Annotated in this window: 21 protein-coding genes; 9 read left to right on the forward strand and 12 right to left on the reverse strand. The window is 53.1% G+C overall.

What is annotated here, in order from left to right; genetic code table 11:
- Positions 1 to 72: 72 nt before the first annotated feature.
- Positions 73 to 1,527 (forward strand): MobA/MobL family protein, encoded by a 1,455-nt coding sequence (locus tag BVL55_RS09065; RefSeq protein WP_083649464.1) that lies wholly within the window; start codon positions 73 to 75, stop codon positions 1,525 to 1,527.
- Here the strand turns inward: BVL55_RS09065 and BVL55_RS09070 are convergent.
- Both BVL55_RS09070 and BVL55_RS09075 read right to left on the reverse strand, forming a co-directional pair.
- Positions 1,524 to 2,102, reverse strand: coding sequence for a Fic/DOC family protein (locus BVL55_RS09070; RefSeq protein ID WP_075996616.1), 579 nt, complete (start codon positions 2,100 to 2,102; stop codon positions 1,524 to 1,526). The two genes, BVL55_RS09065 and BVL55_RS09070, sit on opposite strands and share 4 nt — an antisense overlap.
- A gap of 9 nt (positions 2,103 to 2,111) precedes the next feature.
- Positions 2,112 to 2,315: a hypothetical protein gene (locus BVL55_RS09075; RefSeq protein ID WP_075996617.1), complete on the reverse strand. Its 204-nt coding sequence runs from the start codon at positions 2,313 to 2,315 to the stop codon at positions 2,112 to 2,114.
- Between the two features lie 479 nt (positions 2,316 to 2,794).
- Between BVL55_RS09075 and BVL55_RS09085 the strand changes: the two genes are divergently transcribed.
- Together BVL55_RS09085 and BVL55_RS09090 are read left to right on the forward strand one after the other, a co-directional pair.
- Positions 2,795 to 3,031, forward strand: coding sequence for a hypothetical protein (locus BVL55_RS09085; RefSeq protein WP_075996619.1), 237 nt, complete (start codon positions 2,795 to 2,797; stop codon positions 3,029 to 3,031).
- On the forward strand, positions 3,028 to 3,714 hold the full coding sequence (locus tag BVL55_RS09090; protein WP_205410777.1) for a DNA methyltransferase: 687 nt from the start codon (positions 3,028 to 3,030) through the stop codon (positions 3,712 to 3,714). The genes BVL55_RS09085 and BVL55_RS09090 overlap by 4 nt, the downstream gene beginning before the upstream one ends.
- 13 nt (positions 3,715 to 3,727) lie before the next feature.
- On the opposite strand, the gene BVL55_RS16520 is transcribed toward BVL55_RS09090, so the two are convergent.
- The 3 genes from BVL55_RS16520 to BVL55_RS09100 are packed head-to-tail and all read right to left on the reverse strand — an operon-like array spanning position 3,728 to position 5,036.
- Positions 3,728 to 3,871: a hypothetical protein gene (locus BVL55_RS16520; protein WP_156892490.1), complete on the reverse strand. Its 144-nt coding sequence runs from the start codon at positions 3,869 to 3,871 to the stop codon at positions 3,728 to 3,730.
- Positions 3,872 to 4,171, reverse strand: coding sequence for a hypothetical protein (locus BVL55_RS09095; RefSeq protein WP_075996621.1), 300 nt, complete (start codon positions 4,169 to 4,171; stop codon positions 3,872 to 3,874).
- Positions 4,161 to 5,036: a phage integrase N-terminal domain-containing protein gene (locus tag BVL55_RS09100; protein WP_075996622.1), complete on the reverse strand. Its 876-nt coding sequence runs from the start codon at positions 5,034 to 5,036 to the stop codon at positions 4,161 to 4,163. Before BVL55_RS09100 ends, BVL55_RS09095 begins: the two co-directional genes overlap by 11 nt.
- Positions 5,037 to 5,175: 139 nt before the next feature.
- Between BVL55_RS09100 and BVL55_RS09105 the strand changes: the two genes are divergently transcribed.
- The 3 genes from BVL55_RS09105 (at position 5,176) to BVL55_RS09115 (ending at position 6,476) form a co-directional block, all read left to right on the forward strand.
- Positions 5,176 to 5,445 (forward strand): hypothetical protein, encoded by a 270-nt coding sequence (locus BVL55_RS09105; RefSeq protein WP_156892491.1) that lies wholly within the window; start codon positions 5,176 to 5,178, stop codon positions 5,443 to 5,445.
- A gap of 483 nt (positions 5,446 to 5,928) precedes the next feature.
- Positions 5,929 to 6,135 carry a hypothetical protein gene (locus BVL55_RS09110; RefSeq protein WP_075996624.1) on the forward strand — a complete coding sequence of 69 codons (207 nt, stop codon included), beginning with the start codon at positions 5,929 to 5,931 and terminating at the stop codon, positions 6,133 to 6,135.
- Positions 6,132 to 6,476, forward strand: coding sequence for a DUF2958 domain-containing protein (locus BVL55_RS09115; RefSeq protein ID WP_075996625.1), 345 nt, complete (start codon positions 6,132 to 6,134; stop codon positions 6,474 to 6,476). Before BVL55_RS09110 ends, BVL55_RS09115 begins: the two co-directional genes overlap by 4 nt.
- Before the next feature lie 621 nt (positions 6,477 to 7,097).
- Here the strand turns inward: BVL55_RS09115 and BVL55_RS09120 are convergent.
- On the reverse strand, positions 7,098 to 7,517 hold the full coding sequence (locus BVL55_RS09120; protein WP_075996626.1) for a hypothetical protein: 420 nt from the start codon (positions 7,515 to 7,517) through the stop codon (positions 7,098 to 7,100).
- A gap of 696 nt (positions 7,518 to 8,213) precedes the next feature.
- Between BVL55_RS09120 and BVL55_RS09125 the strand changes: the two genes are divergently transcribed.
- Complete coding sequence (locus BVL55_RS09125; RefSeq protein ID WP_156892492.1) at positions 8,214 to 9,383, forward strand: hypothetical protein; 1,170 nt, start codon at positions 8,214 to 8,216, stop codon at positions 9,381 to 9,383.
- 224 nt (positions 9,384 to 9,607) lie between these two features.
- Here BVL55_RS09125 and BVL55_RS09130 read toward each other — a convergent pair whose 3' ends face one another.
- The 3 genes from BVL55_RS09130 to BVL55_RS09140 all read right to left on the reverse strand — a co-directional run bounded on the left by BVL55_RS09130 (position 9,608) and on the right by BVL55_RS09140 (position 11,911).
- Complete coding sequence (locus BVL55_RS09130) at positions 9,608 to 10,894, reverse strand: hypothetical protein (RefSeq protein WP_162841481.1); 1,287 nt, start codon at positions 10,892 to 10,894, stop codon at positions 9,608 to 9,610.
- 116 nt (positions 10,895 to 11,010) lie between these two features.
- A complete protein-coding gene (locus BVL55_RS09135; RefSeq protein WP_075996629.1) occupies positions 11,011 to 11,694 on the reverse strand; it encodes a hypothetical protein in 684 nt (227 codons plus the stop codon).
- The gene (locus BVL55_RS09140; protein WP_075996630.1) at positions 11,687 to 11,911 is read right to left on the reverse strand and encodes a hypothetical protein; all 225 of its coding nucleotides are present in this window, start codon (positions 11,909 to 11,911) and stop codon (positions 11,687 to 11,689) included. The genes BVL55_RS09135 and BVL55_RS09140 overlap by 8 nt, the downstream gene beginning before the upstream one ends.
- Positions 11,912 to 12,192: 281 nt before the next feature.
- Here BVL55_RS09140 and BVL55_RS09145 point away from each other — a divergent pair, with 281 nt between their 5' ends.
- The gene (locus BVL55_RS09145; RefSeq protein WP_075996631.1) at positions 12,193 to 12,744 is read left to right on the forward strand and encodes a tyrosine-type recombinase/integrase; all 552 of its coding nucleotides are present in this window, start codon (positions 12,193 to 12,195) and stop codon (positions 12,742 to 12,744) included.
- Between the two features lie 27 nt (positions 12,745 to 12,771).
- Here BVL55_RS09145 and BVL55_RS09150 read toward each other — a convergent pair whose 3' ends face one another.
- Positions 12,772 to 13,401 carry a GIY-YIG nuclease family protein gene (locus BVL55_RS09150; RefSeq protein WP_156892494.1) on the reverse strand — a complete coding sequence of 210 codons (630 nt, stop codon included), beginning with the start codon at positions 13,399 to 13,401 and terminating at the stop codon, positions 12,772 to 12,774.
- Positions 13,398 to 14,492, reverse strand: coding sequence for a hypothetical protein (locus tag BVL55_RS09155; RefSeq protein ID WP_156892495.1), 1,095 nt, complete (start codon positions 14,490 to 14,492; stop codon positions 13,398 to 13,400). The genes BVL55_RS09150 and BVL55_RS09155 overlap by 4 nt, the downstream gene beginning before the upstream one ends.
- Positions 14,493 to 14,761: 269 nt before the next feature.
- Here BVL55_RS09155 and BVL55_RS09160 point away from each other — a divergent pair, with 269 nt between their 5' ends.
- Positions 14,762 to 19,117 (forward strand): NACHT domain-containing protein, encoded by a 4,356-nt coding sequence (locus tag BVL55_RS09160; protein WP_075996634.1) that lies wholly within the window; start codon positions 14,762 to 14,764, stop codon positions 19,115 to 19,117.
- A gap of 554 nt (positions 19,118 to 19,671) precedes the next feature.
- On the opposite strand, the gene BVL55_RS09170 is transcribed toward BVL55_RS09160, so the two are convergent.
- Positions 19,672 to 21,039, reverse strand: a complete 1,368-nt coding sequence (locus BVL55_RS09170) for a tyrosine-type recombinase/integrase (RefSeq protein WP_083649466.1) — start codon at positions 21,037 to 21,039, stop codon at positions 19,672 to 19,674.
- Positions 21,040 to 21,244 lie beyond the last annotated feature (205 nt).

The raw sequence follows: 21,244 nt of genomic DNA on the forward strand, positions 1-21,244 counted from the left end.
CCGGCGCGGCTTGCCGCACTCGGGGCATGATACTGGACAACGGTGCCCTTCAGGCACCTCGGGTGTGGGGAAATGCAGGACGGCAACGTCCACTGTCATGTGGGCAATATCAGTTTGAGAAAAGGGTCAGCCCTCGGGTCGGCAGCCTATGTGAGCGGACAGCGGCTGCGGTCTGAGCGGGAAAGCCGCTGGGTGGATTTTGACCACAGGGCGGATGTGGTGTTCTCCGAGATCATTCTGCCGAAAGGTGCCCCGGTCTGGGCCGCCAACCGTACCGCCCTGTGGAACGGGGTGGAAGCTGCCGCCCAGAGAAAGGATGCGCGCGTTGCCAAGAGTATCGAGGTGGCCATTACCCGGGACATTCCCGCGTCCGCGCGGGAAGCCCTTGCACGGGAGTTCGTGGCTCCTTTTGTGGCGATGGGATGTGTGGCCGATGTCGCCATCCATGAGGATGGCACCGATCACAACCCCCACATCCATATCCTTCTGACCACGCGTCTGATCGAGGATGAGGGCTTCGGCAAGAAGATCGAAGACCTTGAAAAGCGCAAGTTCGTGAAAGACGTGCGGTCCGCCTGGGCGGACCTTTCCAACAAATATCTTGAGGCAGCCGGATCATCCGTCCGGGTGGATCACCGAAGTTACAGCGCCCGGGGTATCGAGATGGAACCATCTCGCCACCGGGGGCCTGACCGGCCTGAACGGCAGACAAAGCGGGAACGCGCTGAAGCGGCCAGGGCCGTTCAGCCGGTCCGGGAAGAAACAGCACCCCAGCGGAAACAGGAAAACGAGATCGAGGAGGAGATTATGCGTGAACCGACCAGCCGGGAGCGTGCCGACTATCCGCTTCTGACCGAACGCGAACAGTGGCCGCCGGATGAGGAACCCACCCCGGACATGACGCTCGCGGAGCGGGCAGAACTGCATCGCTACCGCGAGGAGAAGAAACTGGATCGCCTGGAAGCGGAATACCTGCAGGAACCAGAGGAACGTCTGGCACCTGCAAGAGAGACTGTGCGGAGCGAACAGGACCGGACCGGGGCTGAAGAGACGCGGGACGAGCCCCGCGTGTCCTCTCGCGCCGCTCTGTATGAGATGGATCTTGAAATGGATGCCGCCATGCGGGACCGCATCGCATCCTATGAAAGCGATCTGTACTTGCGGGCAACCAATATGAGCCGCACGGATGAGGAACGGGAACTGCTGGACCTCGCCCGGGGAGCAACACCCGAAGTGCGTGAAGCCATTAACGACCGAATCATGTTCCGGCGGCTGGAACGGCTCCGGGAAGAAGACACCCGCGAAAGGGAAAAGGCGCTTGAGCGGTTGATTGATGAAACCCGGAGAAAAGCGCTGAAACAGGTTCAGGACAATGAGGAAATGGCCCGTGATCCTGGCGCGTATCCTGTGCCGGGACCGGATGGTGAACTGTTACCGCCTGACGAACTGGAAGACGCGATCGACAAGATGATCGCAGAATACGAACAGCCCGATCCCGGAGAGCAGAAGATTGAACAGGAGCGTTAAAGCATCTTGCGGATTTGAGCCTGAAGGGGGCCGGTATCTCCGTCAAAACTGAAGATCATGGCATTCATGAATGCCTCTTCCTCAAGATTGTCCTCATTGAGCGAGAATCCCGCATGGCGTACCAGCATCGTCAGGAATGACAGCTGAGTTCTGCCGTTGCCTTCCCGAAAAGGATGAACAGCATTGATTTCGCTAAGATACCAAGCAGCCCTGGCGGCAAGCTCGTCTTTATCCCCCATGTCCATGAGGTAATTCTCGGCCGCCAGCACTGAAAAGATGCGGTTCATTTCTGGTTCGATGTACTCGGGATAACAGAACCAGTTGTTGGCCTTGCCTGTCCGAATGGTCCGGAACTCCCCGGCCCAGTCATAGACATCCTGGAAGAAATGGTGATGCAAAGCCCGATAGTGGGCCACATCAAAATCACCGTCAGGCAAATCCTCATCCGCACGGGTCTGGAACATGAGCTGCTCGAATTCATCGAGCTCTTCCTGTTCCGTCAAATCAGCCTTGTTGCGAAGGACCTGGGTACCCGGATAGCAGAGCGGGTCTTCAAGGGCATTGTAGCGGCTCACTGCAAGCGGCTACTTCTTCTTGAATTTTCCGGTGATGGCACCGCGAAGAGCCTCCCCCTTAAGACCACTTTTCTCAAGGTTGGTCATGATGTCACTTGACCGTTTGCTCAGGGACATTCCCTCGACCGCAGTAAACTTGGCCGCTTTTGAACGCCCGATAGGCTTGGTGACAAAACGCCCTGACGATGCTGCTTTTTGTGTAACTTTGCTCATACCCTCAGTTTACCACATCGCTTGCAAAAGTGGCCAACGAAATCTCCGCTATCTGTGCTGCCGCTATTCAGATCTCCTGGCTATTGCACCTCTATCTGCTCGACCGAGCATTGGTGTTTCCTGGCACCAAGTGCCTTACCCCAATGCAGACTCAGGACTGAATGCATCTCGCCTCATTTTCCAGCGCCCATTACCGCATGTGCCATTTCCTGCTTCACCGCAATGACAGGTTTTCCAAAGCCGGTTCACCTTTGCCTGGTTTCTGTTTGATGCTTCCCGTTTCCATTCGGCTTCCACCCTGTTGCCGGATTGATGGAAAGTGGGCCGCTTTGCCAAAAAAATAAAACTCTTCCGCCGCCGGGAACCCGCAAGCGGGGCGGTCTCCCGAGAAGAAGTTTGATTTTTTCGTCCAACCGTCCCCGAGACCTTTCCAACCGGCCACACAGGGTGGTCGCAAAAACGAATGGAAAGGAAAAACCATGACCAAAGAAACCAAAAAAGGCAAACGCCCCACCTATGAAATCTTTCATGTAACGGGTGAAGGCGATGAAAAGGCACGATGGGTAAAAGTCGGAGCCGCCTGGATAAACAAGAACGAGGATTACCTCTTCATAGACCTGAAGTACCTGCCTCTGGAGAAAGGACGACTGGTCGGCCAGAAATACAAACCCAAGGACGATCAGAAGGAGAGTTCCAAAGAGGAGGCTCAATCATGAGCTTCCACACAGCCTACCGGGCGAAGTCATCTGACTTCGCCCTCTCCTCCACACCGGTGAACCAGGTTCACTGCGGTGATGCCGCAGAGGTTCTGGCCGGGTTCAACTCCGGCATTGCCGACCTTGTGATCACCGACCCGCCCTATATCTGCGGATACAAGGATCGTCACGGTCGCACCGTTGCCAATGATCGCAACGCAGACCGGGTCATGCCGGTCTTTGGCGAGGTCTACCGTGTCCTGAAACCTGACAGCTACTGCATCTCCTTTTACGGCTGGACTGCCATCGCAGAGTTCACAGCCGCATGGAAAGACGCAGGCTTCCGGGTCGTTGGGCAGATTGTCTGGCCAAAGCAATACACCTCATCGACAGGTTTCATGCAGTATCAGCATGAAGCCGCATTCGTTCTGGCCAAGGGCAGACCGGACCGGCCGAACAATCCGATCCCGGATGTTCAGCCCTGGCATTACACCGGTAATCGCCACCATCCCACGGAAAAATCCATCGACATCATCAAGCCCCTCATCGAGGCATTCAGCCAACGCGGCGATGTTATCCTGGACCCGTTTCTGGGATCAGGCACGACCGCACTTGCCGCTGCACTCAGCGGCAGGCGGTACATCGGCGTTGAACTGGAACAAAAGCACTGTGCCAGAGCCAGACAGCGTCTTGATGCCATCTGATGGCATCATGCCATCAAGGGCGGCGTTGCCGCCCTTTTCTTCTGGCATAGCGCCACAGCCAGGTGCTGGTCAAAAACACCAGCACAACAAGCCGGTCCAGCGCCAGAAAGCCGATGTAGGAAATCACCCACAGGATCACAAGCAAAGACGGCCCCATCTACCAGAAGATTTCCAGCTCGGGATACTCAAAGGCCGTAAGCGGGCGATACGGATCGCCTGGCTCACAGGTGGGCTGCCACGCCACCTGAAATCCTTCGGCCTTGAGCCAGACCAGCAACCGCTGTGTGGGCAGCTCCTGCGCCAGATCAAACGGCATCGTCTGATAAATCCGGTAGGAACTGTATCCCTCACGGGCATGCTCGATGATGCCGCGGCGGATGGCTTCCACGTCAAATAACTCGGCGGCATAAGCTGAACGTGCAACTTCGGTCGTTGCAGCCATGTCATCAACCATCATGCTCGGCACTTCCGAGATAGGTATCTGTCACTGAAAGCCGATTATGACCCAACTCACGGGAAACCCGCATCCGGGCCGCGCGGTCCGCCTCCCGCTCCTGCGGAGTCATTTCGCGGCGGGTTTTGCCGCCCTCCAAAGGACAGGCAAAACCTGCCAGCACCCGAAAGCGTTTCTGGGCATAGCGGTGGCGCAGGCCGTGGGTTTTTCGAAGGGCTACGCTCAGGGTTTCCCGTTCATACCGCTTCAATTGGGACACATAGGTTTTTCCCGGAGGGATGAGCGCCCCGTCCCGGGCAATGCGCTTGACCAGATCAAGCACCTCACGCTGGTGCTTTGAGGTAATCGGGACGTTGCGAGCCCGTCCCCCTTTGGTCCAGGAAGCCTTCAACCGGATGAAACTATCCTGATCAGCATAGACCGGCCGGAACTTGATCGCCTCTTCCCGCCGCAATCCGAAAGCTGCCTGCAGCAGCAGCGCACCTTTCACATACACATCCCGAATCCGGGAAAGCTGCGACGGTTCAAGTACCATCGCCCGATTAGCGGGCACGGCCCTTGTGATAATGCCAAGCTCCTCATTGGTTCTCGGCACAACAGAAGCCTTGTTGACGTTTTCGGCCCACCATCGAACCCAGGCCAGCCGGTTCTTGATTGTATCATTGCCGAGATCAGCACACTGCCACTTCTCAACCAGTGCGGTCACATGTTTGGGTTTCAGAGATCGTGCCGAAGGCAGCTTGTAGCCCAACGCCTTCAACTCCAGAGAAATCGCGGCCAGGCCGCGTTCACGGTTCTTGCGGGTTCCGAAAGAACCATTCTTGCTGCGGCGGCATAGCCGTCGCAAATCCATAGACAAGTCGTCCATCTTCACTTCCTTATTTGCGGTTAGTGTTGATGGCCGTTGCCTGTCCGTAGATCAGGTCAACCCGCGGAGTCACCCACGGAATGGCCGGGGTAAGATGAACTCCTTGTGGAGCGGTATGAGCCTAGCCCCATGCATTTGCATGGGCGAAGTGCCCTCATGGGCACCGGCAGGTCATGGCAGTAGCCACGAGTACCGGTCCGACCGCCCTCTTCTGGCGGTCCGGTGGTCATTGCGAACATTTCTGTTCTCCTTTCAGGGAAAAAGCTTCGGTGTTCCGGTCAGTTATCTGGACCTGTTCCGAGTAGAAAAACAAAACATGAACAAGACAAGTTCTTTGCGGAAAAATTATGCAGATTTGCCGTCATCATTTGCCGGGCATTTCAGCGGATGGGCGATCAAGCGCCAGTGAGCCTTGGAAAGCGCAGTGCCGTCACTACCCGATTTGCGGGTAGTGACGGCACGCCCGGGCCAGCGCTGCCCGATGTCCGATGTCGGACAATTCCTGCATTCAGCATCTTCCCTTGGTGCTGCGGAGCCGGTTCGCCCGGCGGCATTCCTCGAAGCGTTCCTGCCGTCTGTCCTGTCTTCCCTGCCTGCTCCAACGCAGTCATGGCGCAACCGCCGTGAAAGATCGTGGAGGGTTGCCGCGTCTGTTTCCGGTATTCCGGTTCCCTTTGTTTTCCTGCCTCAGGCCCGGGTCGTTTGGTTTTCAGGAAGCTGGTTTCCGCGGCCTCCCGTCAAGTTGTCTTCCGCTCCATTCGCCCTTGAACCCGCAAGCGGCGGGCTCCCGAGAAGAAACATTGCCGGTCATCCTGGCGATCAACCCTTTTTCGCTCCTGACCAAAGCGACAGGCGCTGAGGTCTGAACAGAAAACGAAAAGGAGAACACGTCATGAAAAAGACGAAGACCAACAACCCCACCCACGAAATCTTCCACGTTGTGGGCGATGGCGACACTGCCCGCTGGACCAAGATCGGCGTGGCCTGGGAACACAAGGACAAGGACGGATTGAACCTGGCGATCAATTACTCGCCGCTGGTCGAAGGCCGGACGGTCATCCGCCGCATCAAGGCAACCGATGAAGGAGAAAGCAAGTGAAGCTCCTCCTTGACGAACACAAGGCAGCGCTGGCCCTTAACGGCCGGCGCATTGCCGAAACGGGAATCGATGATCTGAAACCCGTGGTGAAGCTCTTCACGCCCGATGCCAATTGCACCTGGCTTCTCGTGTCAACCGAGCCGGATGATCCCGATATCGCCTATGGTCTTTGCGATCTCGGACACGGTTGTCCCGAGATCGGATCGGTGAGACTGTCCGAGATTGACGAACTTCGGGGATTTCTCGGGCTGCCTGTTGAACGGGATGTCTACTTCACCCCGGCATTCACCCTGTCCGAATATGCCGATAAGGCGAGGAGGGATGGGTGGATCAGGAGTTGAGGCTCCCAGCAAGAAGCCGCCTTCGGGCGGCTTTTTCTTGTTCAGGCCACATTCAGTTCCCATATGTTTTATGCTCACAATGGGCATAAGGGGCCAGCATTGTATTGTTATGAAGCGTGATTATGAGCACAGCGAGAGGACCATCACCTGTGGAACAACAAGGCACAAGGCATTGCAGGTTAGGGTTTTGTTAACGCGTGACGTACAATGATGAGACGAATCGATGCGGCAAACGGAGGCTCCATGGCACTCCCGGCGGGTAGAACATTATCCCCGCAGTTCCCATCGGCTGATTCGCCAGCCGCCGTTTCCCCTTGTCAAGACCGACCAGATATGCACTGTTTCGAGGGTTGTGCGACGATATCTCGTCGCAAACGGTTGAGTATCTGTCGTTTGGCGAGGGACATGGACGCAGCGCAGCGGACCGGTGATGCGGCTATCGCGCGGCTGCCAGAGCGCAATGCTGTGACGCAATGCGCTTTCGGGCCAGACTCGGACTCTACCCCCACCCCAGCCAGAACTTCCCGACCGATTTTCCTTGCCACCGCCCGCTGGTGTGATAGGATAATATTCATAAAAACGCATGAGGGGCGGCAACGCGCCCCTCAGCGCCGGAACATCCTACAGGTTACAACGGCGAACGCTGTCGCCAACCTTGCCAATACGTTCCGTTTTTCCCGTCACAACCTTCTGGTATTTCTGGCGAATGATCGCAGCCAACATGGCACGCATCATCGCCCGACCTTCATCAGTCTTGTAGAGTTGGTATGTGACGTAGATCATAAAGATGAGCGCAAGTGTGGAGTTGTTGAAAGCGTCCATGTTGCCCAAGACGATGTCCGGCAATCCTTCAATCCCGCCGATGCCGTCCGCGAGGTTCTCGCGAATGTGATCCAGGCAGGTTTGAGGATCATGCGCATCTTTCTGTTTCGTTTCCGGCGGTTTCGGCTTGTCGCCGCAGTCGCCACCTGTTTCCCGCACCCTTTCGTCAGGGCAAGCGGGTTCGTTCTCGGGAATCCCGAGCAGTTTGGGTACAATCATAGTTACACCTATCGGTTGTCTGAACTGCAACCGGTGATCCGAGCAGGACGGTGCGTTCGCGCGCGACCGTCCACCGGTCATGGTTGCTGGGTTTAGATTCGAGCCAGGATCAAACTCTCAGTGCTTTGTCCCGTTAGTGCCGGCCCCTTCACGGGCCGGCGCTTCCGTTTCTGGCACCCAACGAGTGGTGCGATCCCGGCCAACTACTTGAATTCTGTCATTCCCACCTCCGTAGAAACAACAATGCCCGGCACGTCGTGTAGTGACGTGTCGGGCATTGGCTGCGCCTGGCAGCTAAAAGCGGGCGACTGAACCCGAACGGAATGTTCGAGAGCGCTCTAGAGTTCATCAAGCCGCTCCCTTGGAGGTCTGAAACGAACTTCAATAAGGATCAGATCAACTTTGAGAACAGGCTGCTCGTTGTGATTACCCAAGATCATTGTTTACACTCCCGATTGTAGGTCGAACCAAGGATATTTGTTTCACAATTCTAGACTGAAATTTACCAATCATCCATTCTTGTCTCTGCGCTCAAGCAAATCATTTTCAGGCACCCAATGTGCGAACTACTGACCATAACTATCTTTCCCATGGCAAATTGCAGCTCTCCCATGAACCATTGCATTTCCATGGGAGAAGGTTACACAACGGCGGTTGTATGTTAGAGGAGCAAGGCTGCAAAAGCGGAGGGGAATCGTGGGGAAGGAAGAACAAACTTACTTGAACTTCTGGACAAAGGGATGGGTTGAATTAGATCAGTGGGACACGTTGGCATTTCTGGTCGATCACTGGACTTGGGCTGCCTCAAAAAATGACCGCCCTACGCTCAAAGAACTGGCTGAAAAAGCGCTTGGCGAGACTCCAACTACTTCACAATCTAAGCCTGGCAACCGTCTGGGCAATTTCATTCGACGTCACCACCATGACACATTAGATCCGGAGGCTTGCCACAAAGTGGCAACGCACATTTTGGACAATGCACCTACTACCGACCCGGAAAAACTTGCGGTTTGGCAAAAGCAGAAACAGCTATCAGAGCAATGGTGCAATCTAGAGAAGGTCTACCAAGACATAAAGAACAGAAAGTTTTCGAAGGGCAAACTGGAACAGTACCGTAGCGGTAGCGTACCCGCCGCAGCAGCAAGGTTGGCACACAATTTCTTCTCGGCTACTGAGGCGGATTTTCGCAAAGACTACGAACGTTTCCTTCCCGCCGATCAATCAATCGAAACAGCTCCGATTGTAAGCTTCGCTTGCTTCCGACTTGCGACCAACAGCGACCATTCTCTTGTAAGAACTCGGCTTTTGCTGGCCGGCCCAAATGATCAATTACCCTACACCCAGTTTTGGAGCCATGCCAGCGCCACAACCGGAGATGAAAGGGATGCATCTGGCATTTCTTTTCCTATTCAACAAGGGACACAGCTTTTTGGGCCAATGAAGCTTGGTCAAGGTATGTTTGGTGCAAAAGTCATACTTTTAGGACCAGTCAGCGATCACGGCACCTGTCCTGGCTTGATAATGACGCGAGCCCTAAACAATCCTAACGCTATCGTTTCCCGGGCTTTCCTTGTAAGAGAGAAATACAAAATCTCGAAAGTAAGACGCAAAGACCTTTCACCAGAAATGAAGCGAACGGTTCTTGGCGCTCACGGTGTTGACGAATGTGATAAATGGCTGGAAGGTCTTGTCGAACTTCCAAACATTGCCGCCAATGAGAAGGACAAGGCCGAATACATCCTTCAAAAAATTCGAAATTTCGACCAAACCCGAATGGAAAAACTTCTCGAATCGTCTAAACTTGACCAACTACAGAAAAAGGAAATTTTGTCGGCTTTGGAAAAGAGCATCAAGCTCCTTGGTTGAGGTACAACCACTTCAATGAAGATATACGCCGAATTCTTGAATTCTTGCTGACAAATGCAACCGACGATATTCATGAGCTGGGTCGCATCATATAAGACGTATATTTGCTAACGACAACAAGATATCTTCAATCAACAATCAAAATTAGTTCCATAAAAACGTGAAACGGAAGGTCAACCGGTCTAATGAACAAGCGCCAAGCAAGGTCGTCTAGGCTGTGCACCTTACAACTTCGTCTCCACTCCTTTCGACTTCTCCCGAACTTTCTGTGCCTTTTGCGCTGATTCCTGCTTCATCTTGCCGTGCAGGCGGATGATCGTTTCCTTGATCAGCGGAATGTCCACGAGCTGCGTGGCCAGATAGTTGAGCAGCGGACCTCTGGTGCTGTAGGTGACCTTGAGATAGCGGCACGCCTTCTGGTCCGGCTTGCCCAACGCCTGGTAGGAAAAGTTCATCGCCCGCTGGTCCTGCACCCAGCGCCAGTCAGGGCCGTTTACTTTGAGGGATTCAAGGCATTCCAGCGGATAATGGTTGCCGTAGGATTCACCGTTGTCAGGATTGAACACCCAGACAATCATACCACCTGAACCATCCTGTTTCTTCTGCCAGCTCGATGGCATGCCGTACTTGGCTTTCAGGGCTTCCAGAACTCTACCCGCGTCGGGCGCGTTCATGCGCGGTCCGTCAGTCTCATAGTCAAGGGTTCGGGTAATGGTGAGAACCCGCTTGCCCATCGGGTCAGGAGACAATGCAACTTTGATGCGCTCGCCTTCCTCATAATTTGTATTGATGAACTCGACTCCCCGGTCAAAGTGGACCGACACGTTGGATTCTATGGTTTCGCCATAGAACGTGGCGCTGCCGTCACTGACAATGGTACGGTTCTTCGGCATATGCGCGGACAGGCGTTTTGAGACGGCGCTGAACGAAGCGCCGGTTTTCAGGCCCACGATGTCATTGAAGCTTGTTGCATAGGCCGGTTCGCTTTTTCTGACATTGAAACATCTGTCCAGAGCATCTGCGGACCCCTTCAGCGTGAAGACAGTGCGGTCTTCCGCATGTCGTCCCCAGTCGAAGACCAGTTTGCTGCCATGACGCAAAGCAGCAAGAATATATTTGGTTTCGACAAGAGTGCCCCACCCGAATTTGGTTTCCCCGAAGCGGGAGGTCGTATTGTAGATCTGTTTCTCGCCAGCCCAGACCTCAATCCCCCACAGCGGATTGGCAGGGCGAATGCGGCTGTCTCCTTTGAGATAAAAAGAAACAGAAGGCTCGTGGATGCCCTGCCCGTCATCGCAGACAGTGGTCAGGCTTGCATTCCCAGCATTGCTGACAAAGGTCCGGTTCTGGGTGGTCGTCCAGCTTTCAGCCGCATCAGCTGTGCCGGACCATAAAGCAACGGTACCAGCCACGAATGCCGCAAGGACGACAGAACAGCCCCAAGCGCTCTTGGGCGGCAGCCCGGCTTTCTCCCTCTCATAGTTCTCGCGCATTCTGGCCTGGGTACGCATAAAAGCCCGTTCCGACACGCCGAACTGGCCGCCGCATTTGGGGCAGCCGGAGGCATTGGGGGCAACATCAGCTTCACAGAAGCGGCATTTCCACATGGTAGACATAAGGGAACCTCTCAGTATGGCAGGTGGACGCTGCGCCAGGTGTAGACGCGGCAGTTCTTCAAGTGGATGGTCTGGTAGTAGAAACCGTCTTTGCCGAGCCCGCCGGACATGCCGAAACCTGCCCCGACACCCCCGCCCGTACCGATAGTCGTCCAGGTCTTCAGTTTCTGTTCGGAGTCGTCGATGATGCCAGCCACCAACATGTGGTCCCAGGCTTTGACGTGGTCCCAGTGGTACTCCAGATTTTTAAGAAGAACATTGCCGGTGGCGTTGTCGAGGGCGGCCCAGTTGTCGATATGACAGGTGACGCTCGAGTTGTAGATGGAGCGCTTCTCTCTCAGGCAAGCGGGACGGGCATACTCCGGTTCGCCGATGCAACGGAAGCCAAGTTCAGTGGAGCGAACCGGCAGCAGGTGCAGTGTGGCGCGGTTGCCATTCACCTGAATGTCTTCGACATAGCCGGAGACTGAGCCTTTCTGGCCCTTATGGGTGTCGGCAGCCTCTTTCGCTTCGGCAAGGGTCTTGAAACCGAACCCACTCTGAAGGTCCATATGCTCATCCGAGTTGAACCCGGACTTTGCAATTTCTGCGCGATAACGCTCAAACGGTTCGCTGCCGGGTTCAAGTCCGGTGCAGGCGGTGAGAAAAGCGAGGGGCGGAACGAGACTGGCCGCAAGAGCTGATACGCTACGCATCTTTGCTGCCCTTGCTCATCAGGAAGCCAAGTAGCGCGCAGATGGCTGCCGCACCTGCAGCCCACATCAGAACATGCAGGGTGACTTCCCCCATATAGGCTTGCTCGGGATTGGCGCTCGCGAAGGTGGAGAAGGAAGGCCCCGGTTTGGTGGACCAGCCGATAAAGCCGCCAACTGCCGCGCCGCAGACCGCAAGGATACCTGTAGATTTGTTCATCGGATAACTCCGTTCAGGGTCATGAATTGAACAGAATTATCCAAAGTGTTCAGAAGCCTGCCGGATCGCGGAAATTAGGGGTTGAACTGCCGGATTCCGTTCAGGTAGGATTCATGTCGGGCCTGCTAAGCAGGTTCTCAACCCGTTAGCCTGAACGGGTTTTCCATCTCACCGAACAGAATGGATAATTCTGTTCACCGAAGATGGGCCGAAATCCGCAAAACAAGGAAAGACAGCGCAATACGCCATCAGCATGCCCGTCCGACCGGAAGGAACCGGCCATGACGGGCGTGATGTCGCTTTATACGCACGAGGGGCGGCGGAAATACCTGACAGCCGGAGAACGGCAGCGATTTATAGCGGTCGTTAATCGTCAGGAACGGCAGGTCCGGCTTTTCTGTCAGGTACTCTTGTTCACCGGATGCCGGATCTCCGAGGCGCTGGCGCTACGCGGAGAGCACATTTCTCTGGAAGAAGGTGTGATCGTCATCCACTCCCTGAAAAAGCGACGAAGCGGTGCCATGCGGCGTGTTCCGGTGCCGGCACACCTCCTTGAAGAACTAGTCGGGCTAACTTTCGGCCATCGACTGTTCCCCTGGGGGCGAACACGGGCCTGGCAGACTGTGAAACAGGTGATGTGTGAAGCAGGGATCGCAGAGCAGCAGGCCATGCCCAAAGTGCTGCGCCACACCTTCGGTGTTCATGCCATTCGGTCAGGCGTTCCCGTTCATCTTGTGCAGCGATGGCTTGGACATGCCCGGCTCAGCACCACGGCGATCTATCTTGATGTTATCGGGGAGGAAGAACGTGAGATGGCGCGGAAGATGTGGTAGCTCGCAGTTTCGTCCCTCACGCCATTCTTATTTGGCGACCCGAACAAGGGTCTCTTCGATTATTCGGATAATGATATCTGCATCAACCTTAAAGAACTCCCTGCGTTCATTGATCCTGTACGGGGAAAGCATCATATGAACCTCCTTTTCGAGTTCTCGCGCGTTCTGGTGCTGCCAATATTTTACAACCACGAATGCAGATGGCACGCCAGTTTCTCTGGACAATTCCTGCGCCCTTTCTTCCGCAGTCTTTGTTGTCCAGCCAACCTTATAAACTTCATGCTCCATAAAGTGACAGCGCAGTAGGTAGACCACATTAGTATCTACGTCTTCTTTGCTAGCCGAACCCTTCGTTGAACGTCTTTGCGCGGCGGCGGCGACTTCCTCAACTTTTGCTTTCGCGAGTGCCAGCGGATCTTTCATATAGATTGCGCGATCCTCACGCGGTCTGGCACGCCACTTGTTGGAAGATAGAACCCATGTTTTCCCGGTTACGGTGTTACCGTGTTGATCCTTGCCTCGCTGATCGGGCTTGAGTTTTCGCCAATGCCCTTCGGTCTCGACCTCGAAGTGCCTCAGTTTCAGTTTATGCACTGCAGAACTTACGGTTTTTTCTGCAACATCAAGTGCCGGAATAACTTCATAGTTGCCGCTCAACCCCTTCCCCCCTTGCTCACCCGCGTGATATTGAGCCCGGATTCCATAAGGTCTTCCATGCTGATTGCATAGGCGCGCGAGAAGTAGTCCGGCAACTGAAGCAGCCCGTCTGAGAGGTTCCACAACACAGCGTACTCTTCCATACGTTCAATCATTATCGACCTCATTTCTTCTATCTCTCCGGCCTTCAGATCAGAGGTACGGAATATTTCCGGATTATCGCATAGTACTTCGAAACTGTTGTCCGACTCCATCAGCAGACAGCGTCCGATGTGCTTTCGGGAGGTGAGATCAAATTCTCCGCAGACAATTGCTCTGATGGTTCGGTCCGTGCCTTCCAGGACTCTAGGCTTCCCAATAGTTCGATCTCCACGTTCCAGCGCCTCATTTAGAAATGCCCGTTTTTCCGGAGGAACGTCGCCAAGGTCTAGCTTACGAGGAGCGTCGGTTCGCTCCTTCCATTCTTCCGGGCTGAGCGTTTCGCCTCCCAAGAGTATCCAATGCATTGAAGAGCCCCTTCGGATCATGGAGAATCCGGAAACCACAAATTCGTTTCCAGTGTCCATTGCAAACCGAAGGTCCATGACATGGCCGTTTGTAGTGAAATGCCAAATCTTGTCATTTGGTAGTTTCAATAAAGCTATCGGATCGAACTCCGGCTGTTCGCTAGATGTGATGTGGTTGAAAAAATCCGACACGTTGAAAACGTGATTATGCTCTGGAGCAATGCGAACACACGGGGCACAATCCTTGATTAGACCGACTTCGCAAAACGGTTCCATGTAGTCGAAGTTGACTGGTTGAGTTTCAGTTCCCGAACTTGCGAAGCGGTGATTGTACTCGACGGCAAATTCACGGATTGCCTGATCAATTGGAAATCCACAACCTGACTTCTGGAGTGATCGGATCAGCTTTACATACCCAACACTTATCCTCTTGGCCTCTCGTTTCAGCTTGCGACGTTCCGCGCGTCTCATGTTGTCGATAAACGGCACTTTGCCGCGTTCATCCAACTTGTTTCGGTGATCCCCGCGAGCAATTGGGTGAATTCTTGCAATCGGCAGTAGTCTTTTTTTTCTATCTTCATTCATGGAGTTATCTTGGGTTTTGAGAAATTGTAACTCAAACTTGATGAATATTGCGGCCAAATTTCACAGGACGCTAGTTTTACAAAAAGCAGACTTCTCCGCTGATTGGCACATCCTTGATATTGTAGGAAAAAAGAGAGGGAGATGGCGCAAAATATGTGGTGAAGACGATTGCACCACCACAAACATTGCCCGAATAATGTGATAAGCTTCTCAAGCTTTCAATTTGAAACAACCAAACGTCAATTAAACGAATATAGAAACTACGTGGCATGCCGATCACTACTCAATGGATAAACGTTGAACGGCAGTTCATGCCGTACAAAGATGAAGATGATTGGGAACTTACATATCATGCGTTCGGAGATGGAAGGTACCTTGGCTCTCAGTCTTGGGAACAGCTGCTTGAGTACAAACGATCTGTAATTCTAGCTGGAGCGGGCGCAGGCAAAACCGCAGAAATGCGAGAGAGAGCGCGCCTCATCAACGATGAAGGCATAAAGGACGCATTTTATTTTCCACTCAACACACTTGCTACTCGGAGCCTGACAAAAACGCTTCAAACCACGGACGATGCGGAACGGTATTCAGCGTGGCAAAAGAGCAATCGCGAAGCTGTGATTTTCGCGGACTCACTCGATGAGGCTCGATTGAATGGGCATAGTTTCAACGAAGCACTTTCGAACTTGAAAGCTGGCCTTGGCGAACATGCACACCGGGCAACAATACTTCTTTCCTGCAGGGTCTCCGACTGGGAGGATTTCCAAGATCTTTCTGAGTTTGAAACGTTTCTACCTAGTCCTCGTACAAAGTCAGCACTCCCAAAAGAAACTGAACCGATAGATGCAGACGAGGCACTCCTCGCCCCTTTGTTCAAGGACAATTCGAGCGAAGAGCAACAAGAGCCCTACTCGTCCTCTGAAGATGAAGGCAAGCCGGCACACGACACCATCAATATCGTCGGTCTTGCACCACTTACAAGAAATCAAGCAAAGCAGATTGCAGAAGGCTGCGGCACCCAGGAAGTGGATCGGTTTTTCTCGGAGGTAGACAGTTCAGGAGCAACCAGCCTCGCCACAAGACCCTTGGATTTGCTGGAACTCATCCACTATTGGGAAAAATTCGGAGCAATATCGTCAAAAACAGCGGCACTCGAATGGTCACTTGAACAGCGCCTGCATGAGCCAACAACTGAAAAGAAGAGAAAAGATCAACTGAGTTTTGACCGGGCTCGTGAAGGTGCCAAACTCGTCGCCGCAGCAATGACTTTTGGCCAAAAGAGATATATCGCGTGGCCGTTTGAAGGTTACAAAGCAGCAGCAGATGACATTTCACTCGAACCATCAAAGGTTCTTAAGGACTGGACACCGGTAGAGCAGCGTCTTTTGATGGGGCGGGCGGTTTTCGACCCCGCGAGCAACGGTCGTGTCCGCTTCCACAACCGAGAAACGCAGGAATACCTGACCTCGGAGTGGCTGCTTGAGCAGCTTTCGCATGGCTGCTCAATACCTCGCCTATGGCACCTTCTCTCTCAACAAAAATATGGAAAGGTCAGAATCCGACCGTCACTACGACCGGTTACTGCTTGGATTGCACAAAAGAACGCACGCATTCGCGAGAAAGTGCTCGCCGCCGCACCTGAGGTCTTGGTCGAATATGGAGACCCAGGGAACCTTCCTTTGGCAGCTAAGGAGCATTTTCTGGAGAAGTTTGCAGCTTCCTATGAGGGACGAAACGATGCCGGAATTAGTATCAATATTCAACAATTGGGTTGGCTTGCCCAACCAGAATTAGCATCAAAAATTCAAAAGCTTTGGGAGAACAGTCACCAGTCGGGAGAAACACGCGAACTGCTATTGCGACTGATCTGGATTGGTAAAATTGAGGCCTGTTCGGATATTGCATTGTCGGCGGCGACACAACGAAACCGCTCCTACCAGATATCACTCGGCGCGCGTGCTCTAGCTGAAATAGGCAGTACACATGAGCAGGAAAAGCTTCTGGCTCATCTTATTAAACACCGGAGAAGTTACCCAAGCCGTGCGATCGAGCCAGCCCTGCGCTGTGTGCGCCCAGTCTTGTCCAGTGCCCAGCTACTGAAGCTAATCTCCGACTTTCCACGCTCATCTGAACGTGTGGTGCATTCTGGAATTGTCTATGCGCTCGGTGAACTGTTTCGTGAGTTTGGTTGCGATGAACCTGATGTCGTCATCGCCGGAATGTGGAAGCTTCTGAAAAAGAAACCAACAACTGCACATGAAAAGCGCAGTTATTCGCTCAAGTACAGGCATCTCAAAGCTCCGCTTCTGGAATTGATAGCTTGGCACATAGGCCAGTTGAAGCATGCGCCATTGAACTCCGAAACCGCCGTGATTTGTCGTGATCTTTCAATCATGACACGGCATGCCGGTGATTATGAAATCAGTGATCCATTTAAGAGACTGTGCGAAGCGCTCAGTGCGAATCCAGGGAGTAATCGTCAGCAGTTTTTTCTCTCAGTTGATGATGCACTCAAGGATAAGTTCGGCCCTTGGGTCTTTCTTAGAGGAGAAGCGTTTAGCGCCGCTTGGAAGTTAGGCGAAAAAGACTTTCAGTGGCTGTTGGCCGATCTCCGCAAGGATCAAATAACCAAAGAACGAGAGTGCATTCTCAATGGTACTTTCGGCGTGTGGTTTCGCTCTGGCGAGAAGGATGATGCCCTCACAGAAATTCGAACCGCTATCGCAGATAGCGACGTTCTTGTTAGTGCTCTTAACGACTTAATTGATCCACCGCCGGTTGAGCCGCCGGAATGGGAGAAAAAACATGCTCGCGAAATGGAGAATATTAAGCGTAAACGCGACATCCGAACAAGGGAAGCCAAGGATAGCTGGATCGCGTTTAGAAATCGTCTCAAGGACAATCCTGATCAACTGCGAGAGCAGGCCCAATTTGGAGATCTGTATGATCTCACAAGATGGTTAAAACGAAAATGCGGCCACGATGTCGAAGAGTACGCTGACTATCAAAAACTGGAAGACGCGTTTGGTAGCGATGTGCCATCCGCTGCCAGAGATGCCTTCATTAATTTCTGGCGCTCATATGATCCAACGACATTGCTATATCGTTCAAAGCTGACAAACAGGTGCGATTTAGGACGCTTGGGCATTGAAATCGAAGCACGAGAAACACCGAATTGGGCCCAATCCCTCAACTTGGAGGACATTCGCCTAGCAACGGCATACTTGATGCTGGATATTGGTGGCATCTCAGAAACAGCTAACCGATTGTGGACCACCCGGGCAGATGAAGTGGCTGAGCAAATCGTCCAAGTGTTTCGACGTGAATTTCGACGGAAACCTGACGATAACCGCATCCGTTTCCTTGACGGATTCGCCCAAGCACCAGAGCCGCTAAGGAGCATAACCAGCAAATGGCTCATTGCTCTGTTACATCAAGAGCAGCCTTTGTCTGCGCGATGTTTGGAGAACGCCGTTCGAGTTATTGCTTTCGCAGATGAACTTGATCGCAACTCCTTGCTTTCAACTGCCCAAAAATGGTTCCACAAAAGCCGCAAACGGTATCATCGCATCAGATGGCTGGCTGTTTGGATTGGTATTGATTCGGACTCCGCGCTCTCTGCGCTCGAATCGTGGCTGCGCTCTCAAAGGAAGCAGGCTGATAGAGACGAGTTGATCATCTCACTTCTTACTTTCATGTTCGATTCCCACAGCTACCAACTTGGTCCGCACCTACAGGAGTTTCGCCGGGTCCCTAGCCTTAAGAAGCTGATTGTTCTTGCCTACCAGCACGTTCGGCGAAATGAAGACAACCACCACGAGGGTAGTTACACACCAAATCATCGGGACCATGCAGAGGGTGCCAGAAGCTATCTTGTGGGTATGCTGTTGAATATTCCTGGCGAAGCTACCGTTCGGACATTGCTTGAATTACGCAATGAGCGCGAATTCGAATGGTCAAATGAGCGGTTCGAAGTGCTTGCTGATGAGCGGGCGACCCGAGACGCTGACCTGGAACCGTGGTCTCCGGAAGATATTTTAAGTTTCATGCGGTCGCACGAACTTAATCCCGGAAATGTCGCAGAGCTGTTTTTGGTTGTTGAGGACCGTCTAGACGACATTCGAGATGATATCGAAAACGGCCAATTCTCTAACAAACAAGCACTACGCCAGGATCATGTCGACTGGCCCACTCGGAAGCATGATGAACGAGTCATTCAGCTTGCGTTAGCCAGAGAACTAAATAGCCGACGAGGTAGCGTCTATTCCAATGTTCGGGAAGAGGAACAGGAAGATAGAAACGAGCCGGATATAAGCATCCACCGACCGGGTTTGCCTCATCATATTCCAATTGAGATCAAGATCGCAGATAGCTGGACCTACAACGAATTGGAGGCCACCATTCGTGATCAGATCATAGAGAAGTATTTGAAACCGGCAGCGGCAACTCACGGGTTCCTTGTAGTCACCTATCATGGAAAAAAGACATACTGGCAGGCAAGGAAGGGTGAGCCTCGCCTGACCTTTAAAGAATTAATCCATAACCTGCATCAAGCAGCTCTCAAGATATGCGAAAAAATCGAAAATGTAGAAGCGATTGAGGTCGTGGGAATTGATCTGTCCGGCTAAAACAACAACAAGTCAATTGAGTTCCGCTGTCTTGCCGGTCGGGTTAATGCGTGGCCAGAAAAATTCGTTAACTTGATTGCAGAAAGCAATCCCAAGCATTAGCCACATCCTCAAACGTCCATTCCTGCAGGCTACGATGCGAAGATGAGCGGCGGCTGGGGTATCCATCAAGCCCGCTTTTGCGCTTAAAGTTCTGAAACCAGGAAACCGATTTCGGGCGGCCATTTCGGCCCCTATTAACTGCTCGAATGACTTTGCTTGAGGCCCAGCATTCTCTCGGAGCAGAAATTGAAGTTCTGTCTTGCAGATACGTTCTCAGTCTGCGGAGGCAGACCTCATCAGGGTCTTGTACCAGATCAGCCCGGAGCTGATTGATGGCATTCATTGCGGCCAGTTGGCCAGCGCGTTGAAGAAGCTGGTCAAGATCAGCTTCAGTGACGATCAGAGCGGGAGAAGGTTGCATGACTTGGCTTTCATTTTGAATGTTTCCGCACGGGGCGTTCAATACAAAGTCCAGCGATCCCCGCTCAAACTGTCAAACATTCCATGAAAAATTACACGCCGAGCAACTCCCCCAGCCGCTCCGTAACCGGCCGCATAGGGTCAACAAATCCCAGATCATAGATCATAGTGGTTTCAAGATTACCCTTGTGATCGACATAGTGGGATACGGCTTCTCTCGGGACCCCCTGCCCCGTCAGCATCAGGGAAATGGCAATGCGCTTTAAGTCATAGAGCTGGAAATGGTCAGGTACGTCCGGCAATTCCCTGAACCGGCAAATCCCCTTTTGGAAATTATCGCGAGGGCGTGAAAGGTCTGTGCGGTTGGGAAAGACGAACCGCGAGTCAGGCCAGCGCAGCCGTTGGCGCTCGACAAGTTCAGCCACCTTTGGATGGATGGGGACAGACCGGTAAGCATATTCGTGCCGTGCCCTGGAAAGCAGAATGCCCTTTGTATGGTGCTTATGCCAAATCAGTCTGTTCAGATCAAAGTGGGCGAATTCCGCGCTCCTGACCTCCAGCGGTCTTGCCATCGTCAGAAACAGTATGCCCATGTATCGGCAGAGTTCAGCGTGCATATCGTTGTATTGCTTCTTGCGTGCGATTTCCAGGCCAGCACACTGACGCACCCGGCCACTTCCATCAGGCAGCACCGGAACAGCTTCATAGCAAGGATGAAAAATGTGCCGTGCAATCGCCCTCACCTCTTCCTGAGAATAATCGCGGCGCTGTTTCAAGGTCCTGCGGACCTCAAACGGGGATGCAGGATTACGCATGTCCACCAGCTGCATGCGTATCGCCCAGTTAAAAAGTGTTTTGATCTGGCGTAGTGCACCGTTGTAGCGGTGATCGTTTTCGATCTGCCCAAGATAGCGGCTCACATGCTGGGGGGTGACGTTCGCCGCAGGCGTATCACCATACAAATCCCCGAATGCCTTCAGCCCTGCCCTGCGTCTCCCGCGATGCGGGTTCAGGGGTAGCGGCCTGGCCCACGGTGCGATCAATCTGAAAAATTCATCACGGTGCTTCTGCCCGCGGCTATGCATGCGCTCTTCAAAATACCGATCGATGACCTCGCGGACAGTGATGGTGTGCTTTTGACGAAAATTGATCCGCTCCGCATCAGGGTCGTTACCCTCGTCAATCTGGGCCTCGCGCATCTGGACCATCAGTCGGGCCGATCCGACCGTCATCTTGGCTGTTGGCCCGAGTACCTTTCGGGTTCGCTTGCCATTCAACAGATAGGAATGAACGAAGGCTTTTGAGCCTTTGGCCGTAACACTCAGGCCAAGCCCGGGCTGAGCACCATTCCGGACACGTCCGTCCAATGTGACGGGATGATCCCAGACGAATTCGACTGGTTTGCCAGCAGGACATTTAAAGTCTCTAACAAAGGCATCGGTCAGGTAGGTTTTTGCCACTCCGTGTAAATCTCATATAAATTATTTGTCCAAAAAAACCTTCAAAATATGATGTAAGCTTAGCATCAAAAAAATGATTTTCGTAATAAAAACAAAAAATTATAGCAGTTTCCTGATTTTATCATTGCATACAATCCTGCAATCATAATCCGCGTGTCCGGGGTTCGAGTCCCTGCAGCGCCACCAAGTTTTTCAACGAGTTACA

The sequence above is a fragment of the Salaquimonas pukyongi genome, from assembly GCF_001953055.1.
Taxonomy (GTDB): domain Bacteria; phylum Pseudomonadota; class Alphaproteobacteria; order Rhizobiales; family Rhizobiaceae; genus Salaquimonas; species Salaquimonas pukyongi.

Excerpts from the sequence above, each read along its gene's own strand:
- BVL55_RS09065 (WP_083649464.1), top strand. The coding sequence starts at position 73 with ATGCAGGACGGCAACGTCCACTGTCATGTGGGCAATATCAGTTTGAGA.
- BVL55_RS09075 (WP_075996617.1), bottom strand. The coding sequence starts at position 2,315 with ATGAGCAAAGTTACACAAAAAGCAGCATCGTCAGGGCGTTTTGTCACC.
- BVL55_RS09085 (WP_075996619.1), top strand. The coding sequence starts at position 2,795 with ATGACCAAAGAAACCAAAAAAGGCAAACGCCCCACCTATGAAATCTTT.
- BVL55_RS09090 (WP_205410777.1), top strand. The coding sequence starts at position 3,028 with ATGAGCTTCCACACAGCCTACCGGGCGAAGTCATCTGACTTCGCCCTC.
- BVL55_RS16520 (WP_156892490.1), bottom strand. The coding sequence starts at position 3,871 with ATGGGGCCGTCTTTGCTTGTGATCCTGTGGGTGATTTCCTACATCGGC.
- BVL55_RS09095 (WP_075996621.1), bottom strand. The coding sequence starts at position 4,171 with ATGATGGTTGATGACATGGCTGCAACGACCGAAGTTGCACGTTCAGCT.
- BVL55_RS09100 (WP_075996622.1), bottom strand. The coding sequence starts at position 5,036 with ATGGACGACTTGTCTATGGATTTGCGACGGCTATGCCGCCGCAGCAAG.
- BVL55_RS09105 (WP_156892491.1), top strand. The coding sequence starts at position 5,176 with ATGGGCGAAGTGCCCTCATGGGCACCGGCAGGTCATGGCAGTAGCCAC.
- BVL55_RS09110 (WP_075996624.1), top strand. The coding sequence starts at position 5,929 with ATGAAAAAGACGAAGACCAACAACCCCACCCACGAAATCTTCCACGTT.
- BVL55_RS09120 (WP_075996626.1), bottom strand. The coding sequence starts at position 7,517 with ATGATTGTACCCAAACTGCTCGGGATTCCCGAGAACGAACCCGCTTGC.
- BVL55_RS09130 (WP_162841481.1), bottom strand. The coding sequence starts at position 10,894 with ATGCGTACCCAGGCCAGAATGCGCGAGAACTATGAGAGGGAGAAAGCC.
- BVL55_RS09135 (WP_075996629.1), bottom strand. The coding sequence starts at position 11,694 with ATGCGTAGCGTATCAGCTCTTGCGGCCAGTCTCGTTCCGCCCCTCGCT.
- BVL55_RS09140 (WP_075996630.1), bottom strand. The coding sequence starts at position 11,911 with ATGAACAAATCTACAGGTATCCTTGCGGTCTGCGGCGCGGCAGTTGGC.
- BVL55_RS09145 (WP_075996631.1), top strand. The coding sequence starts at position 12,193 with ATGACGGGCGTGATGTCGCTTTATACGCACGAGGGGCGGCGGAAATAC.
- BVL55_RS09155 (WP_156892495.1), bottom strand. The coding sequence starts at position 14,492 with ATGAATGAAGATAGAAAAAAAAGACTACTGCCGATTGCAAGAATTCAC.
- BVL55_RS09160 (WP_075996634.1), top strand. The coding sequence starts at position 14,762 with ATGCCGATCACTACTCAATGGATAAACGTTGAACGGCAGTTCATGCCG.